General features: G+C 39.3%; 19 protein-coding genes. 8 read left to right on the top strand and 11 right to left on the bottom strand.

The features are described 5' to 3' along the window. The first annotated feature begins 114 nt into the window (after positions 1-114). On the top strand, positions 115-1086 hold the full coding sequence (locus AAEY99_RS06620) for a 1-aminocyclopropane-1-carboxylate deaminase/D-cysteine desulfhydrase (protein WP_351009734.1): 972 nt from the start codon (positions 115-117) through the stop codon (positions 1084-1086). 223 nt (positions 1087-1309) lie between these two features. Here AAEY99_RS06620 and AAEY99_RS06615 read toward each other — a convergent pair whose 3' ends face one another. The 4 genes from AAEY99_RS06615 to AAEY99_RS06600 all read right to left on the bottom strand — a co-directional run bounded on the left by AAEY99_RS06615 (position 1310) and on the right by AAEY99_RS06600 (position 4233). Continuing rightward, positions 1310-1483, bottom strand: coding sequence for a hypothetical protein (locus tag AAEY99_RS06615; RefSeq protein ID WP_011637775.1), 174 nt, complete (start codon positions 1481-1483; stop codon positions 1310-1312). Between the two features lie 683 nt (positions 1484-2166). Beyond that, the gene (locus AAEY99_RS06610; RefSeq protein WP_350996928.1) at positions 2167-2850 is read right to left on the bottom strand and encodes a ChrR family anti-sigma-E factor; all 684 of its coding nucleotides are present in this window, start codon (positions 2848-2850) and stop codon (positions 2167-2169) included. After that, positions 2843-3505 carry a sigma-70 family RNA polymerase sigma factor gene (locus AAEY99_RS06605; protein ID WP_101087219.1) on the bottom strand — a complete coding sequence of 221 codons (663 nt, stop codon included), beginning with the start codon at positions 3503-3505 and terminating at the stop codon, positions 2843-2845. Before AAEY99_RS06605 ends, AAEY99_RS06610 begins: the two co-directional genes overlap by 8 nt. A gap of 137 nt (positions 3506-3642) precedes the next feature. Beyond that, entirely contained in the window at positions 3643-4233 is a 591-nt protein-coding gene (locus tag AAEY99_RS06600; RefSeq protein ID WP_351009732.1) for an LON peptidase substrate-binding domain-containing protein, read from the bottom strand. 516 nt (positions 4234-4749) lie between these two features. On the opposite strand from AAEY99_RS06600, the gene AAEY99_RS06595 reads away from it, so the two are divergent. Then, positions 4750-5691, top strand: coding sequence for a chemotaxis protein CheV (locus AAEY99_RS06595; RefSeq protein WP_101086918.1), 942 nt, complete (start codon positions 4750-4752; stop codon positions 5689-5691). Positions 5692-5716: 25 nt separating this feature from the next. Here AAEY99_RS06595 and AAEY99_RS06590 read toward each other — a convergent pair whose 3' ends face one another. Both AAEY99_RS06590 and AAEY99_RS06585 read right to left on the bottom strand, forming a co-directional pair. Then, the gene (locus AAEY99_RS06590) at positions 5717-6376 is read right to left on the bottom strand and encodes a hypothetical protein (RefSeq protein ID WP_351009731.1); all 660 of its coding nucleotides are present in this window, start codon (positions 6374-6376) and stop codon (positions 5717-5719) included. A gap of 64 nt (positions 6377-6440) precedes the next feature. After that, positions 6441-6800 carry a DUF2750 domain-containing protein gene (locus AAEY99_RS06585; RefSeq protein ID WP_041413601.1) on the bottom strand — a complete coding sequence of 120 codons (360 nt, stop codon included), beginning with the start codon at positions 6798-6800 and terminating at the stop codon, positions 6441-6443. A 485-nt stretch (positions 6801-7285) separates the two neighbouring features. Here AAEY99_RS06585 and AAEY99_RS06580 point away from each other — a divergent pair, with 485 nt between their 5' ends. The 6 genes from AAEY99_RS06580 (at position 7286) to AAEY99_RS06555 (ending at position 12628) form a co-directional block, all read left to right on the top strand. Beyond that, positions 7286-8533, top strand: a complete 1248-nt coding sequence (locus tag AAEY99_RS06580) for a lytic murein transglycosylase (protein ID WP_351009729.1) — start codon at positions 7286-7288, stop codon at positions 8531-8533. Positions 8534-8617: 84 nt separating this feature from the next. Beyond that, entirely contained in the window at positions 8618-9100 is a 483-nt protein-coding gene (locus tag AAEY99_RS06575; protein ID WP_101086921.1) for an FKBP-type peptidyl-prolyl cis-trans isomerase, read from the top strand. Between the two features lie 99 nt (positions 9101-9199). Continuing rightward, positions 9200-9427 carry a DUF3389 domain-containing protein gene (locus AAEY99_RS06570; RefSeq protein WP_101086922.1) on the top strand — a complete coding sequence of 76 codons (228 nt, stop codon included), beginning with the start codon at positions 9200-9202 and terminating at the stop codon, positions 9425-9427. 130 nt (positions 9428-9557) lie between these two features. Then, positions 9558-10226 carry an alpha/beta hydrolase gene (locus AAEY99_RS06565; RefSeq protein ID WP_351009727.1) on the top strand — a complete coding sequence of 223 codons (669 nt, stop codon included), beginning with the start codon at positions 9558-9560 and terminating at the stop codon, positions 10224-10226. A gap of 311 nt (positions 10227-10537) precedes the next feature. Continuing rightward, positions 10538-12256 (top strand): bifunctional UDP-sugar hydrolase/5'-nucleotidase UshA, encoded by a 1719-nt coding sequence (gene ushA, locus AAEY99_RS06560; protein ID WP_101086924.1) that lies wholly within the window; start codon positions 10538-10540, stop codon positions 12254-12256. Between the two features lie 198 nt (positions 12257-12454). Further along, positions 12455-12628, top strand: coding sequence for a hypothetical protein (locus AAEY99_RS06555; protein WP_174839642.1), 174 nt, complete (start codon positions 12455-12457; stop codon positions 12626-12628). A 182-nt stretch (positions 12629-12810) separates the two neighbouring features. Here AAEY99_RS06555 and AAEY99_RS06550 read toward each other — a convergent pair whose 3' ends face one another. From AAEY99_RS06550 to AAEY99_RS06530, 5 genes are all read right to left on the bottom strand, one after another. After that, entirely contained in the window at positions 12811-13656 is an 846-nt protein-coding gene (locus AAEY99_RS06550; RefSeq protein ID WP_101086925.1) for a D-hexose-6-phosphate mutarotase, read from the bottom strand. Between the two features lie 281 nt (positions 13657-13937). Next, positions 13938-14552 (bottom strand): DUF938 domain-containing protein, encoded by a 615-nt coding sequence (locus AAEY99_RS06545; protein WP_101086926.1) that lies wholly within the window; start codon positions 14550-14552, stop codon positions 13938-13940. Further along, positions 14552-15214 carry a response regulator transcription factor gene (locus AAEY99_RS06540; RefSeq protein ID WP_101086927.1) on the bottom strand — a complete coding sequence of 221 codons (663 nt, stop codon included), beginning with the start codon at positions 15212-15214 and terminating at the stop codon, positions 14552-14554. The genes AAEY99_RS06545 and AAEY99_RS06540 overlap by 1 nt, the downstream gene beginning before the upstream one ends. Positions 15215-15396: 182 nt before the next feature. Further along, on the bottom strand, positions 15397-15834 hold the full coding sequence (locus AAEY99_RS06535) for an acyl-CoA thioesterase (protein ID WP_101086928.1): 438 nt from the start codon (positions 15832-15834) through the stop codon (positions 15397-15399). Between the two features lie 167 nt (positions 15835-16001). Next, positions 16002-16268 carry a Rho-binding antiterminator gene (locus AAEY99_RS06530; RefSeq protein WP_162023310.1) on the bottom strand — a complete coding sequence of 89 codons (267 nt, stop codon included), beginning with the start codon at positions 16266-16268 and terminating at the stop codon, positions 16002-16004. Positions 16269-16348 lie beyond the last annotated feature (80 nt).

Genomic DNA, 16348 nt, shown 5'->3' with positions numbered 1-16348 from the left:
AGTGTTGCTGTGGTATTGTAAAAGTAGAACAGTGCGAGGATTCACGCAAATGAATCGATGAGATTTATCATTTTTTAGTTAAAATGCTCATATTACAGTTGATTGAGACAATTCATGTTTTCGATAAGCCCAGTGCAAACGATGAACTTTGGTGGACGCAGCATCTACATTAAAAGAGATGATTTATTACATGCTGACTTTAGTGGTAATAAAGCACGTAAATTTTATCATTTTTTGCATCATGATTATTCACATGTTACCCAACTAGTGGCATCGGGTTCGGCCCAAGCCAACTCATTATATTCCATGTCAGTATTGGCTAAGCGGCAAGGGTGGAAATTTGATTACTATGTAAGCCATATCAGCGAGTTTTTATTACAACATCCTCAAGGCAATTATGCCGCTGCGATACAAAATGGCGCCAATATTATTGATGTTAGTCATTTGACCGATGTTGAAAATCTTCAAAGTATGCATTTAGACGATGCGATGCAATATATTGTTTCATCGAATCCAAGCTACGCAGATAAAAAACAATTACTTTTTATTCCTGAAGGTGGGCGTTGTGAGTATGCCGAAACCGGGATAACACAACTTGCCTGTGAAATTATTCAATGGGCGCAAGATCAACAAAAAAATAAGCTAAAGGTATTTTTACCCTCAGGTACGGGGACCACTGCGGCTTATTTAAATAAACAACTTACTCAACAATTGGCTCATTTATCATTAACGAAAGTTTTTACCATTGAGGTGTTAACTTGCAGTACCGTGGGAGGGGATGAATATTTACGTCAACAATTCTCACAATTAGTCGATGAGGTTTATTTTCCTACAATTATTAATGATGGTCATAAATATCATTTTGGCAAACTATCACGACGTTGTTTTGATATGTGGAATACAGTATGCCAGTCGGGAATTGAATTTGAATTATTGTACGACCCGGTTGGATTTCTAGTGTTACAACATTATTTGAATAGTAAAACTGCCAATGCAACCGATATTCTCTATATACATCAGGGGGGAGTTTTGGGAAATAAAACAATGTTGCCAAGATACCAACGAAAATTTTCGCACACTGTTTAATTACAGGGTGAATGCAAGATGTTTTTTCTATAAGTTGTTGATATAAAATTAGATATTTTAGAGGGGTTAACTGGGATGTAACGCTGAAGAATAACTTAAAATGATGCGAGTGAGTTATTCATTTTGCCCTGTTTTAATAAACATCGGTAAGTGAGAGGAGAATACCGAGAAATGAGTTTATTAAATAACAGAGCAAATGATTAACGCAAAGCGTTAGGGGGTATTACTTATTGGCAGAGATTAACCATTTCATGAAGTTTAATGCTTCAATACGTTTTGAAAAGGTTTTTTTGTTTTTACCTAGGCTGTCGGTAAAAGCAATTGAATTCTTGTTTGACGAGATAGAGTTAACCGGAAAGCTAACTGAAATTTCGTGTCCATTCATGTTGTATGACATAGGTCACACTCCTTCTTATATATTCACCATTAGGTGAGAAAATTGTTCAATAAAATATCCTTGGCATTTTTTAGTGTTGCAAAAGATTAATGTTTCGAGATTTAACTTAACCTATCCTTTACTCACTAATCAAGTGTTGATATGTAAATAGTTGATTAAGGTCTATTTTATGCTTGCAACATTGATGTTGTCACATGACATATAGCCATAAAAAAATTAATACATATTTAGTACTTAACTTTGTAAGTTAAACATAGTTTTATGACAACAAGATGACGTGAATATAATTTAAATTATCATATCAACAGAAATCAATTGAAATCAAAAACGATGTACAGAAGCTTGTCTTGGGTTTATTTACGAAGTGAAGTTGAGCAGACTTACAGGTAGGTAACCAAAATTAACAAGAAAACTAAATCTGTGTGGATAATATACTGAGTGTTTGCATATGGCAATAGTCTTTTTCAATTTTTAATCAAATTAATGCAGTTTTCGATTAAAAAATAGCAATTAGTGACTAATCATCGACAATTCTCACCTTGCTCGGATGTCGATAGTGTTAAAAGGGATGACGAAAATTCACTCATCATCCCTTATTGCTGGTACAACTTAATGATAAATAGCGGCCAAGTTGTCGATACACAAACCTTAGTAGTTAACATTTTAAGAAACTAACGTAATGGTTAGTAAAGTAAATCGCCAATTGGGTTTAATAGTTTGCTGAACCCTTTAGTGAAGTATAACGGGGCATCGACAATGGTATAGCACAAACAACCTTCAAGTGTTTTTGGTGAATGTTGGTGCTCTTTATCAAGCAACATAAAGTCACCAGGCTTGTAGGTGTTGTAACAGTCGCTGAACTCACCTGCGAGCAGTAATGTTAGCTCTGCACCTTTGTGTGTATGTTCAGGAATTTCACCGTTGGCTGCGATATGCAACAAGCTTGCTCTTGCTTGTGGCTCTCCGGTATCGAGTCTCAAACGGCTGACTTTACCAATACCCTGCCAAGAAGCATTAATTTGCTTACGAAATACCTTAGGCAGCGGATAATGTTGACCTTTAATACTAACGCTATTGTCTTCAATCTGATCAACTGTACTAGCTTGTTCAACCTCTAAAGTATCTAAGGTTGAATTTAGTAGCTGCTCGAGTAGTGCGTCTAATTGATTATTATTAGTGTCTACCGACTGAGTTTTTACGGCCGACTCAAACTGTTGCTCAGACAACGCAATTGTCACCTGGTCAAGTTGTTGCTGGCAATGAGGACACAATTCAGCATGAGCGGAGATAGCAATCGACATCGATAGCGGCAACTCGCCTTTAGCATGGAGAGACAGCAAATGCTGGTCTGGGTGGTAATTAATCATAGTGTTTCTCCATAAAGCTTTTTAATTTTTCCAAGCCAAGTCTAAGTCGAGATTTAACCGTTCCAATTGGAATGTTAAGTTTGTCTGCTAACTCTTGTTGAGTAAGCTCTTGCATATAAATACCTTGTACTACTTGGCGTTGTAGAGGAGGTAATTCTTCTACATGCAGCAATAAAGTTGCCGATAATAAAAAATCATCGTCGTTGTTTTCAGCTTCATCAGACTCAAATAAAGGCCAAATATCATCACCGAAAGAATCTTCACGGTTATGTTGTACTTTACGGAGCATGTCAAAACATTGATTACGCATGATGGTAAATACCCAAGTACTTACCGCTGCTTTGTCTGCATTGTAAAGATGGGCTTTTGTCCATACTCGAGTCATTGTCTCTTGAACTAAATCCATGGCTAAGCCCTGTTGGCTTAAGCGCTGAACACCAAAAGAGTTAATTTTTGGGCCAAAATGCGAAAAAAGTTTTGCAAAAGATGCTTTGCATCGATCATTAGCCACCTGCATCATTAATGACGCAAGCTCATCAGCCATTGGATTGGGTTCGTTTGATTTCATAGCACCGCTTAGTTTAATTAGGGATCTTTGTGCAAGATGCCCCTTATCATAACGACTTTGTGTGCTTTGTGATTGAACATTTTCCATTATTTCACCCGCATCCAATAAATAACTCATTGAGCATAAGAGATTACGTCTTTATGCTGTGGCTATCCTGAGCTCAAACAAGCTGCAGTATCATTATCTTGTACGTGGCATTATTGGGTTCGGATCACAGTTCTGTATTATTTTATTATGTCGGCTAAGAATGATTTAGCTAATTGATGATCATGGCTATTGAGACACTGATATTTTTCTTTGGAACTCAATGGGATAATTTCAAGCCATCGCTGACAAACCCACGCAATATCATTAAAATTTTCTTCAGAATAGTGGGCAAGATGCTGTGGGTATTGCTGTAAAATTTGCTTTAACGTATTGCTAAGTGCTTTATCTTTTTTACGCTCATCAGTGTGATCGTGGCTCTGTTCAGTTTGTCGTTCAATGATATCGCACGGCCAAGAATCAATTAAGCTGACATCGGCACGCTTTAAACCGTCACTATCAACACTTATTTTGTTAATAATGAACGTTTTTTGCCCTTGCACACTAATACCTAATAAGCCATCTTCAAGCGTTTCAAAGTCGATAATCTGGGTTAATGTGCCCATGGGTAATATGGTTTTTTTATCATCAGCCAACATACATAAGCCAAAACCAACACCACTTTTTAGCGATTCTGATACTAAGCGTTTATATCTAGGTTCAAAAATACGTAACTGGGTATATCCTTGAGGTAATAAGCAAATCGGTAATGGGAATAATGGGATGATCATAACGGCCCCTGAATGACTTTTAACGAATAATCTACACTGTTGTACGTACACAAACAGGTTAATGATCACCTTGATCTGTGGTTTAAACATGCCAAATTATATTGTGTTATGTGTGAAAAGTTATGCTCAAATGCATTATCAAGACGGGCTATTCATATGAACGTCTTAAGTATTAATTGAGTTAAATGGTTTTACAACAGTAACAGGCTTATCTATTAGGATAACAGCCGACAGACTTAACAAAGCAAAACCGAGGGTGAATTGATGCCGCGGTTTCAGGAGTCTTTTTATTGGTGTTAACTTTAGTAGAACGTTTGTGAGATGAAATAACTCGAGTTTCGAATTAAACATTTTACGTATTAGGGGTGTTTTTTGATCTTGTTTATATATATTTTTTATTTTTGCGGCATAAATCCTGATTCAACACTGTTTAATGATATTTTTTAAGTATAATTACCCTTGTTAATGATGACGCATCTTTGATGTTGCTTGTATGTTTTTAGGTGGAACCTGTTCATGAGAAAAGTGCTCGATACGGTAGATCAAAGAACTAAGTTAGTTGGCGAAAACCGTTTAGAATTGTTGTTGTTTCGCATTAACTCAACCCAGTTGTTTGCCATTAATGTATTTAAAATCAAAGAAGTGGTTAAGTTGCCACCCTTAAATAAGTTACCCGGCAGTAATCATAATGTTTATGGAGTAGCCAACATTAGAGGGATGTCGATCCCAGTGATTAATTTACGACAAGCGATTGGTTTCTCGCCGATGCCAGTGAATGACGATTGTAACTTGATTATTACCGAGTATAACCGCAGTGTGCAGGCTTTTTTAGTCGGGAAAGTCGAGAATATCGTTAACATGACCTGGAGTGATATTATGCCGCCGCCCAAAACCACTGGCGGACATAATTACTTAACCGCAATAACGAAAATTGAAGACCAAGGACACTTACGATTAGTGTCTATTATTGATGTTGAGAAGGTATTAGCTGAGATTATTGATTACGATGTGAAGTTATCTGACGGTGTGTTAGATGAAGCGCTCGTTTCTTACATGCCTGGTCGTAAGATATTAATTGTGGATGATTCGTCAACGGCGCGTAAACAAGTAAGGGACACTCTCAATCAACTTGGTATAGAGATTATTGAGGCGTCAGATGGATTACAAGCTTTGCGATTATTACAATCGTGGGCTGATGAAGGCAGACAGGTTGCCGATGAATTGCTAATGATGATTACCGATGCCGAAATGCCCGAAATGGATGGTTATAAGTTGACCTTTGAGGTGCGTAACGATCCTCGAATGGCGGCACTCTTTATTACTCTCAATACTTCTTTAAGCGGTAGCTTTAACCAAGCGATGGTGAAAAAAGTCGGCTGTAATGAGTTTATCTCTAAATTCCAGCCCGACTTATTAGTCAGCGTTGTTCAAGATCGTTTACGGAGTATTCTTAGTTAGGCCACAATTGAATGATTAAGTGGTTTTATTGATCCATATCTTCGATTAACTCGTCAAGAATACGCCGTTGATGCCCTGGGGTGATACCAATATTGAGTCTCGCTATTTTGACAGCATGGCCAAATTGAGCTTTACCAAGTAAGGTAACCAGTTGCTGTAAAAAACCACTGTCTAAAGATAAGGTCTTGCTATAGTGGCCAATGGCTTTTGTTAGAGAGGTAAACATTATATCGTCAAACTCGAAACCGGTATGATATTGACTACTGTCACCCGCTATTTCGCCTTCAAGTAAAACCCCGTCCAGACTTAATGGCCAGCCCCGTGCATTCATGCGACTTTGGGCTATTTGATACATCATCCAGGCACTTTTTTTAAATCCACCAAAAATCATACAATCAAAATCTGATTCTTCGAGTTCTTGCTCAGTCCAATTAATGCCAATCGCCAAGTCTTTGCTATATACATGCATTAAATTATCTTTAACCGCATCTCGACAATCCCAAATAGAGGTCAGCAGATTTTTCTTGGCTAACATATGGCATTCTTTACAAGCAGGAATGGCTAGAGAGGGGTGGGGAGTGTGAGTCATTCTATAGTAATCAAAAATATGATTACTGGGTTCGTTGCAAAACCAACAGGTGTGGCGTTTGTCAAAAGGAATATCAATCAGTGTAGGCATGGGCATAATAATATCAAAAAGCTGTTCAATGGCTGAACAGCTTGGGTAGTAAGATCAAATCAATTAATGATTATTCTTTTTCAAAATCAACTAATTCTTTAGCCAATACGATAGGGTCAATTTCTAGGCATTCTTGTTCAGCTTCCCAATCAACACCTATTAATACACCGTCATCATTTAAATCACTTACCCAGTATTCTAAAAACTCAGTCAGTGTAATAGTCACTGGGTTGTAGTCTGCCCACTCATCAGTGCAATGGCTTTTTGCAGCAGCTTCACTTGACCAAAGTGGCATAACATCAGTTTCTTCAAATTCTGATGAGTCACATACAACCCAACCTTCACCTGTTTCATCTTGTAAGCCCCATAAGACTTGATGTTGTTTTACGCTTTCGATAAAGCCTGTTAGTGCTGCTGTTTGTTCTGTCATGATAAATCGCTTAAATGAGTGAGAATTAACATCATTATACGGACTCAATGAATAAGGAAAAGGCTTAATTAATGACAATTTTGTTTATGAGGATCCTTGGTGGTCATTTAGAAACTAAATTGCCCCAGAATCTAGACGCAAATCGGGCATTTAGTCTCTTATTAGAAACTAACACGATTAAATGCGTCAATGTTGTAACTGTATTCGCTGTCGTTCGTTGGGTCATTTAAATCAATCGATAGTCTTGGCGTTATTGACCCGCTTATTTATCAAGCTGTTTGTATGACTCAAATCAAGTGCAGCGATTAAGACGAGTGTCTGTGGTTTTGAGTGACGGCTTCATTATTAATCACTTGTCATCGGTGTTGTTATTTTTCACTTGAATTTGGCATAAATAAACAGGGTTTAATGTTAACAGGTCTTGTTTACTGAAAGCCGATGCGTCACGATATTCAATATTCATTTTTGTAAAATAAGTGTTGTTCATGGCTCATAAAAGACGTTTTTCTGTGTTTATTGCTTCAATGTTTGTATCTAGTACCTTATTGAGTGCCTGTGCTGTGTCGGCATCACCCGATCCTGTTGTTGATGTTACTCCAGTTCAAGAGCATCCCGATTTTGCTACCTGTGTGATTAATTTACAGCAAAAAGCAAAAACGGCAGGGATTTCACAGCAGATTATCGATACAACGGTGGCAAATTTAAAGTTTGTCCCTAGGGTGATTGAATTAGATAATCAGCAGCCAGAATTTACCACTAGCTTTGGTGATTACTTCGACAAACGCGTCACACCATGGCGGGTTGAACAAGGCAGAAAAATGATGGCTAAACATGGGTCATTATTAACTAAGCTAACAAAAGAGTATGGCGTGCCTGGGCAATATATTGTTGCTTTTTGGGGCCTAGAAACCAACTTTGGTAGTTACAAAGGTAGCATGCCAGTGCTCGATTCATTGGCAACGCTAGCATGCGATCCAAGGCGTAGCGATTATTTCACTGGCGAGTTATTACAAGCGTTGAAGTTAAAGCAGCAATATAATTTCGCAGATAACAAAATGGTTGGATCGTGGGCTGGGGCGATGGGGCACACCCAATTTATGCCAACTAACTATCGTAAGTATGCAGTAGATGGTGACGGTGATGGTATTGCCGATTTATGGAATAGTGAAGTGGATGCATTAACTTCTGCAGCTAACTTTCTACAACACCTAGGTTGGAAAGCAGATGAGCGATGGGGACGAGAAGTATTATTACCTGTTGATTACCCGTTTGCTTACTTGGGCGGTAAACACCCGTTACCATTAGTAAAATGGCAAGCGCTTGATATTAAACAATCTAATGGTCAGCCGTTATCGACACCAGATATGCAAGCCGCTTTATATTTACCAGCAGGGCATACGGGTCCAGCTTTCTTAGGGTATGACAACTTTAATGTGATTATGCGTTGGAACCGCTCTGAATTTTATGCCATAGCAGTCGGTCATTTAGCCGACAGAATTAATGGCGGTGCGGAATTAACACGTGCGGTACCTAAGCAGCCAAGGTTAAGCCGAGAAACGGTAAAGCAGTTACAACAAAAACTGAATGATGCTGGGTTTGATGTCGGTAAGCCAGATGGCATTTTAGGTCGTAATTCAGTGCTAGGTTTGCAAGCTTTTCAGCAGCAAAAAGGGCTAATTGCGGATGGATTTCCTGACGAACAAACATTTAATGCATTAGGCATCAAATTATAATGGCCACCTAAAAGGCTACTTTTTTGTGGATGCATTAGCACGCTTTTGCTAAGCTTCGGCAAATTTTAGAGTTAAGGAACGATAATGATCATTAAAGACGATATGGTAGTGCAGTTTAATTACACGCTACGTGATGAAAAAGGCGATGTGCTTGAATCAAATGAAGGTCGTGAGCCGATTGCATATCTGCATGGGCATGACAACATGATGCCTGGTATCGAAGCTGCTATTAATGGTAAAGAAATTGGCGAAAAGTTTACTATTACTCCGCCAGCCGCTGACACTTATGGTGAACGCCAAGAAGATTCAGAGCAGCGTGTATCAGTTAAACATCTTGTCGGCGCAAAAGTATGGAAACCTGGCATGGCTGCAGTGGTGAACACTGAACAAGGTCAACGTCAAGTTACCATCATTAAAGTGGGTAAATTCATGGCAACGGTTGATGTTAATCATCCACTTTCTGGCCGTGAATTAACATTCGACATCGAAATTGTCGGTGCTCGTGATGCATCAGATGAAGAAATTGCTCATGGCCACGCCCATGGTGCCGGTGGTCATCACCACTAATGAGATTGATTTGCTGTTAATTCTTAATTTAACAGCAACTTAATTATTGTATAAATCCCAAGTGAATACTTGGGATTTTTGTTTTTACAGTGAGTTATTATGGTTATTGATTTTTCTTTGGGTAAAATTATTGTCACTGTGCATGAGATTCAATGCCGGTTTCATGATAGTCAACTGGTGCTTGCTGCGTCAGTAGATGATATTAGCTGTTTTCATCAAGGTTTAGTGATTGTTGCCGATGCGGGGACGGTGCGGTGGAGTCTCAAACTTGATAATCCAGCGCAATTAGAGGCGTTACTTGATCACACCGGGATCCACGCACAATAGCCATTAGTCATAAATCTATCTGAATACACTAGATTATTTATGATGTTTAAACGTGAATCGTTCGATGTTAAAAATCAATTAACGTAAGATAGCCACTAATATTGTGACTGTATTGATAGGATTAATAAATATGACTGCTCAGTTAGATAAAATCGTGATTGAACCGCAATCACCTGCAACATCTTGTGTCATTTGGTTACATGGTTTAGGCGATTCTGGTGCTGGTTTTGCACCAGTAGTACCAGTATTAGGCTTAAATAGTCAGCATAGTATTCGTTTTATTTTCCCTCATGCACCAGAGCAAGCTGTGACGATTAATGGCGGGTTTGTGATGCGTTCATGGTACGACATCAAAAGCATGGATTTGCATGACCGTGCAGATATCCAAGGTGTTATGGCGTCTGAGCAAGCAATACGTCAGCTAATCGTCGATCAAATCAGCAGCGGTATACCAGCAGATAAAATAGTCTTAGCGGGTTTTAGTCAAGGCGGAGTCATGAGTTTGTTTACCGGTCTGCGTTTTGAACAAAAACTGGCAGGTATTATGGCATTATCTTGTTATTTACCTAGTGGAGAAGCATTGCCAGAGCAACTTGCTGACGCCAATATTCATACTCCCATCTTCCAAAATCATGGTGAGCAAGATGATGTAGTCCCTATGTTTGCGGGGAAAATGGCACATGATGCTCTGATAACAGCAGGTTATCAGAGTGTTTGGAAAACCTATCCTATGGCTCACAGCGTATTACCTAATCAACTTGTTGATATTGGTCAATGGTTACAACAAGTTTTGAAATAATGCAAATAAGTATTGTTCTTGTTTTGGGATAATCGATGATGTTACGTAGTATTTAAAAAACCAATCTATTTAAATGGCTTAGCAGTAAAAATGCTTAAGCCATTTTTTTACTTTGCATTAACAAGCCCATTAACATGGTTATTGTTTTTCTCAGGGAATTGTTAAAGGGTAAGCTGCTGTTAAATAGTGTATTTAAAATCACATTCTGTCATAAAAGTGACATCAAAATCCGCCAATCTTTGTTATCATTCTGGCCGTGAATAGGATAATTCACGGATTTAAAAATATAAATTATAACATCGGGGTAAATCATGACAAATATGTTAATCAAAGGATTAGTCGCAACGGCTGTACTAGCAGCGTTAACCGGTTGTGGCAGTGACGACGACAATACAGCAGTCGTAGCACCAACAACATGTGCCGAAGCAGGTGCAGATTGTAAAATATTCACAGTATTACACACCAATGATAACCATGGCCGTTTTTGGTCTAACAGTGATGGCGAATATGGTATGGCAGCGCGTAAGACGTTGATCGACCAAATTCGTGCTGAAGTCAGTTCAAACGGTGGCGAAACGTTATTGCTATCTGGCGGTGACATCAACACAGGTGTTCCAGAATCAGATTTACAAGATGCATTACCAGATTTTATCGGTATGAACGAAATTGCCTATGATGCAATGGCTGTCGGTAATCATGAATTTGATAACCCATTAGCAGTATTAGATTCTCAACGTTCAGTAGCAAACTTCCCAATGCTTGCGGCAAACATTTATAAAGCAGACGGTACTCGTTATTTTGATGCTTATAAAGTGTTTGACGTTAACGGTGTTCGTGTTGCTGTTATCGGTTTAACCACCGAAGACACGGCTAAAATCGGTAACCCAGAATTTATTAAAGATTTAACCTTTACTGACCCAACAACTGAAGCAGCTAAAGTGATTGCAGAAATTAAAGCTGCAGATACCGCTGATTTAATTTTCGCAACGACTCATATGGGTCACTATGCTGATGCGCAAAATGGTAGTAATGCTCCTGGCGATGTAACATTAGCTCGCGCACTAGCTGCAGGTGATTTAAGTGCCATTATTGGTGGTCACTCACAAAACCCTGTATGTATGGAACCAGATACTAACGACTATGCAGAGTTTGCTCCTGGTGACGCTTGTACTCCTGACATGCAAAATGGCACTTACATTATGCAAGCTCATGAATGGGGTAAGTATGTTGGCCGTGCTGATTTTGAATATTTCAACGGTGAGCTTCATCTTGCAAGCTACAAGTTAATTCCGGTTAATTTGAAGAAAACGGTTGAAGATGCTGAAGGTAACAAAACTAAAGTTTTAGTTGCTGATGAAATCACAGCCGATGCAGATTTAAAAGCACTACTTTCTTATTACCAAGAACGTGGTCAAGGCCAACTTGATGAGATTATTGCTACTACAGATGCATTATTAGACGGTGAGCGTGCAAATGTACGTAATATGCAAACTAACTTAGGTCGTTTAGTTGCTGAAGCACAGCGTACTAAAGTGGGTGCAGATATCGGCGTGATGAACTCTGGTGGCGTACGAGCTTCTATTCAAGCGGGTGATATTTCTTATCGTGACGTGTTAACTGTGCAGCCTTTTGGCAACATGGTAACGTTGAGCACTATGACAGGTGCAGAAGTCACTGAGTATCTTAATACTGTAGCATCTTTCCAACGTGGTTCTGGTGCTTATGCCCAAATCACTGGTGTGAAAATGACGGTTGATTGTACTGCGCAAACAGTAGCTATCAGTGAAATTAATGGTAAAGATTACAGTGCCACTGATTCATATAGCTTCACTGTACCAAGCTTTAATGCTGCTGGCGGTGACGGTTATCCAACATTAGACCCAATCCAAACAGGTTATGTTGATGCTGAAGTGTTATACACTTTCTTCAAAGACAAAGGCACTATTGCTGCCGCTGACTATGCGCCAATAGGTGACATTGTTTATGAAAACTCAAACAGCCCACTAGGTTGTGAAGTTACTGCAAACTAATTAAACTCAATTTAGGTTAATAGATGGGGTACCCATTTATTATTCCGAGCTAAGGTTAGATTGCAACAAAGGCAGCTTCGGCTGCCTTTTTTATTGGCGAGAGTTTAGTTGACTCGTGGTTTAATAAAGCGGTAATGTAATCAATAGGTTTTGTTACTATTGCTGAACAGTGCATGTATAGGATTGAGAGAAATTAATATGACAGGTACCTACAGATTATTGTTGTTAGTCACTTTAATTGTGCTTGCACTAACGTGTTATCTAGCCGGTAGCCAAACGGGAGCGGTGACTTTTTTTGTGGCAGGTGGATTGCTTGAAACAGCCTTTTGGTTTGGCTTGTTTAAAAAATCTAAAAATAGAAGCATTAGTTAATATTAACTTAAACAGTTATCGGTTATCAGAGGTTGCTTGTTGAATTGCTTATGATGGTATTGGGCAGAGTATTGAAATCGTAAATGGATATTTGAAAGTAACAAAGGCAACCTAGGTTGCCTTTTCTATTATAAAGCTATGACGTTCTCTGAATGGCTGTTTATCTCACTCAATTAGGTGTGTTATTTCCAGCCAATATGAGTGGTTAATGTATGACTTTGTCCAGGTGCTAACACCACGCAGTCTTCCAACACGTTAGCGGCTTCTAAGCACACCATGGTTAAGTAATCGTCTGCATTAAAGCGTGAAAGGCGCATCGACTTGTCTATCCAAGGGTTCCAAAGAACCGCTGATTGACTGTTTTCGCGACTGACTACAATGGTGCCATTTTGTGTATGTAACTCCTGAGTATCACCTAATAGGGTATAAACCCTGTCGGTTTCTCGTTCAAATTTAACGACATCATCGACTTGTTTAAATGGCCCTTCACCAAATTCAATGTATTGTGACCCGCTAAAGCCACTCGCTTGCAATTGATGAATATCTTCAATAGGAAAGTAGCTATGCAATGCTTGGGTAAGCTTCACGTTATCATTTCCATTATTAGTATTCACCAAGCTGACTGATAAGGTTTCGCCTAAGGTGAATAACACCTTTACTTGGGTATTATGGGGCCAATATTGTTTATCCATTTCACTGGCGGGCAGGGTGAAAACTAAATCTACTAATTGGTTACGCATTTTGACGGATTCAAGCGACCAGGTTTTGTTTCGAGCAAAACCATGCTGCGGAAACCCTGGAGTGTCGCTCATACCAAACCAAGGCCAACAAATGGGTATTCCTCCTCTGATACCATTACCAGGTTGGTAATCATCTGCACTTGAAACCCATAATAGTGGTGCTTTACCTACAGGTATAAATTGATCTATTTGTGCACCTTGCATAAAAATACGTGCTTGGCAAAGTGCTGTGTCAACAGCAACATAATCAAGACCATTGGGATGTCTTTTAGTGGTAACCGAACCCATAGTGTGTGTCCTTGTGTATTTTGACTCTAGTCGATAGCTTACAAGGTTTTTGGCAAGTAAGTCACTAATCGTTTGGATGATTTAGAGGTGTTAACGGTCAACTTTAGTCAATAAGTAAACATCAAACCGCTATTGATTCAGTACCAAGCATTGCATCACTTGCCATAGATAAGCGATTACGAGTTCAATTCGCCTTGTTAGCAAAATAACGCGTTTTGATATTACAGATTTGAAATCATCACACTGTATCGATTTAACCCATCTCTAATGTAGAGTTGAGGTTATTTACTAAAATGTAGCAGACGGTTATTGGCTGGCATGGCGATGTCTTCTTGAAGTATTAGCCCTTGTTGTTGTGCTAACTGGCAGATCCATTCAATATCACGGATACCACTATCAGGGTTGTTGTGTTGCAGCCATAAATTGAATTGTTGATTACTGTCACTGGTAAATTGGCCTTGATAATTAAAGGGACCATAAACTGCTAATGAGCCTGAATTAAGCAATACACTACCAACGCCAGCAAAGAACGCTTCAACCATTGGCTTACTCATAATGTGCAAGGTGTTAGCACTGAATATGGCATCTATATCAGATACAAGCAGGGGCCATGGTTGAGTGACATCAAGCCCGATTGCCTGTTGTAAGTTGGGTTGTGTTTGCAAATTGAGCCGAGCTTGTAGGGTAGGTAAATAATGTTGTTGGTCACTTGGTTGCCAGCGGACATGAGGAAGGTGTTCAGCGAAATAGACGCTGTGTTGGCCTGTACCACTGCCTATTTCGAGTATATGTTGCCTATTGGCAAACCACTCTGCCAATAGGGTTAAGATAGGCTGTTTATTATTTTCACACGCTTGTGAAAAAGGCAGCTGTTGTAGCGATAATGATTGAGGCATTACGAGATATCAATTCTGTCCATTTCTAAGTGCTGCAATGCTATCACCGCTTGAGTGCGATTGCGAACACCCAGTTTACGGAATATCGCCGTGGCATGCGCTTTGATGGTTGCTTCTGATACCCCAAAATCATAAGCAATTTGTTTGTTGAGTAACCCTTCTGCAAACATCTGTAACACGCGATATTGTTGCGGGGTTAAGTCTGATAATCGGCTGGCCATTTTATCGGTTGGGTCATCAGAAACTGGCACGATTTGAGTACCTTTTGGCAACCAAATATCACCGTATAACACCGCATTTAATGCTTCTGCCAACGCTTCCATTGACGCAGATTTAGGAATGAATCCGCTACTGCCATAATGTATCGCTCGGCTGATGGTATTGATGTCTTCATGGGCAGATATCACCACTACGGGGATATCTGGATAATGAGTTCTAAGGTGGATCAGGGTTGAGTAACCGTGCGATCCAGGCATTTGTAGGTCCAGCAGGATTAAGTCAAATGGGGTCTCTTTTTGATCAAGAACCCTTTGTAACGCTTCGGCACTATCGGCCTCAAACCATTGAGTTTGTTCAAACGCATTACTCAGCGCTAGCCTTAAGGCATTACGGAATAATGGATGATCATCTGCAATGATGATGTTTAAATTTTCGAGCTTCATGGCGTTTTTTATTCTATGTTGCACGTGAAGATAAACTCAATGTAACAGAAAAGTAATCGAGTATTCTATTGCTTTATGTCACATTGTGATTGATTTGAATAAAAACCGTAAAATTATAGACTTTAGTCGAGTAAATAAAGTGCTAATGCAGCCATCTATCTGACTACATTAGCAAGGGTGTATTAATTGTGTGGCCACACTTGGGTTGGGTTTCTGTTTTCATCTACCGCAACAAAAGTAAATACTCCGCGTATTGCATGTTCTCGATGATCGTTGTACATATCTTCGACATAAATGTTCACTTCAACTTTGAGTGATGTATTACCAACATGAATCACATTAGCAATCAGCTCTGCTAAGCTGCCTGCGGGTATCGCTTTTTTAAAATCGATACGGTCAGAACTGACGGTCACTAATGATTTACGACAAAAACGGGTGGCGGCGATAAAGGCTGTTTCATCCATCCATGCTAAAGCATCACCACCAAATAAGGTGTTATGGTGATTGGTATTAGACGGGAAAATAGCCTTTATAACGCGCGCTTCTGATTGAGCAATACGTGCAGCAATGTCATCAGGGAAATGGTTTTGAGTTTGAGCAGGGTTTTGAGCAAGGGACATACAACTACCTAATGTTATGCAGTTCAACAAAGAATTCAGCGAAAAAAGCCGCGTATTATACTGTATTGCGCGGATCTCTGTCGATGTCGTAGCGCCTGTTTAGTCACCCAAGGGCCAAATTTCGCGGGCCTTTAGGGTACATATTCCGATGAGTTGGGTAGAGTAAACTATTCGATTAACGAGATATGGCTAAATGAGGCATTTTTGCTGAGAACATCAATTGAAGTGATATCGGTTAATATCACTTCAATCGCTTGCTGTTGTTGATTAATGCCCGCAATGGCTTCATGTTTTTGTTGATTGCGACTGACATACAATGTTCGATCAAATTGACCTTGAAGATGGGTTCCATCTGTTAATGTTAGTTTGACCCTATAGCGATACAAACAGATGATCTCAATATAATCGTAAATCTCACATTTAATTGGGTTCATGTCCGTCTCCTATTTGTCTGCTCTATATTTTGCTAAAAACCATCACTCACTCACAATCATTTACCAGCTATCATTTACTC

Source organism: Shewanella sp. S1-58-MNA-CIBAN-0166 (assembly GCF_040310085.1).
Classification (GTDB): domain Bacteria; phylum Pseudomonadota; class Gammaproteobacteria; order Enterobacterales; family Shewanellaceae; genus Shewanella.
This window is presented reverse-complemented; position numbering and strand designations above follow the sequence as displayed.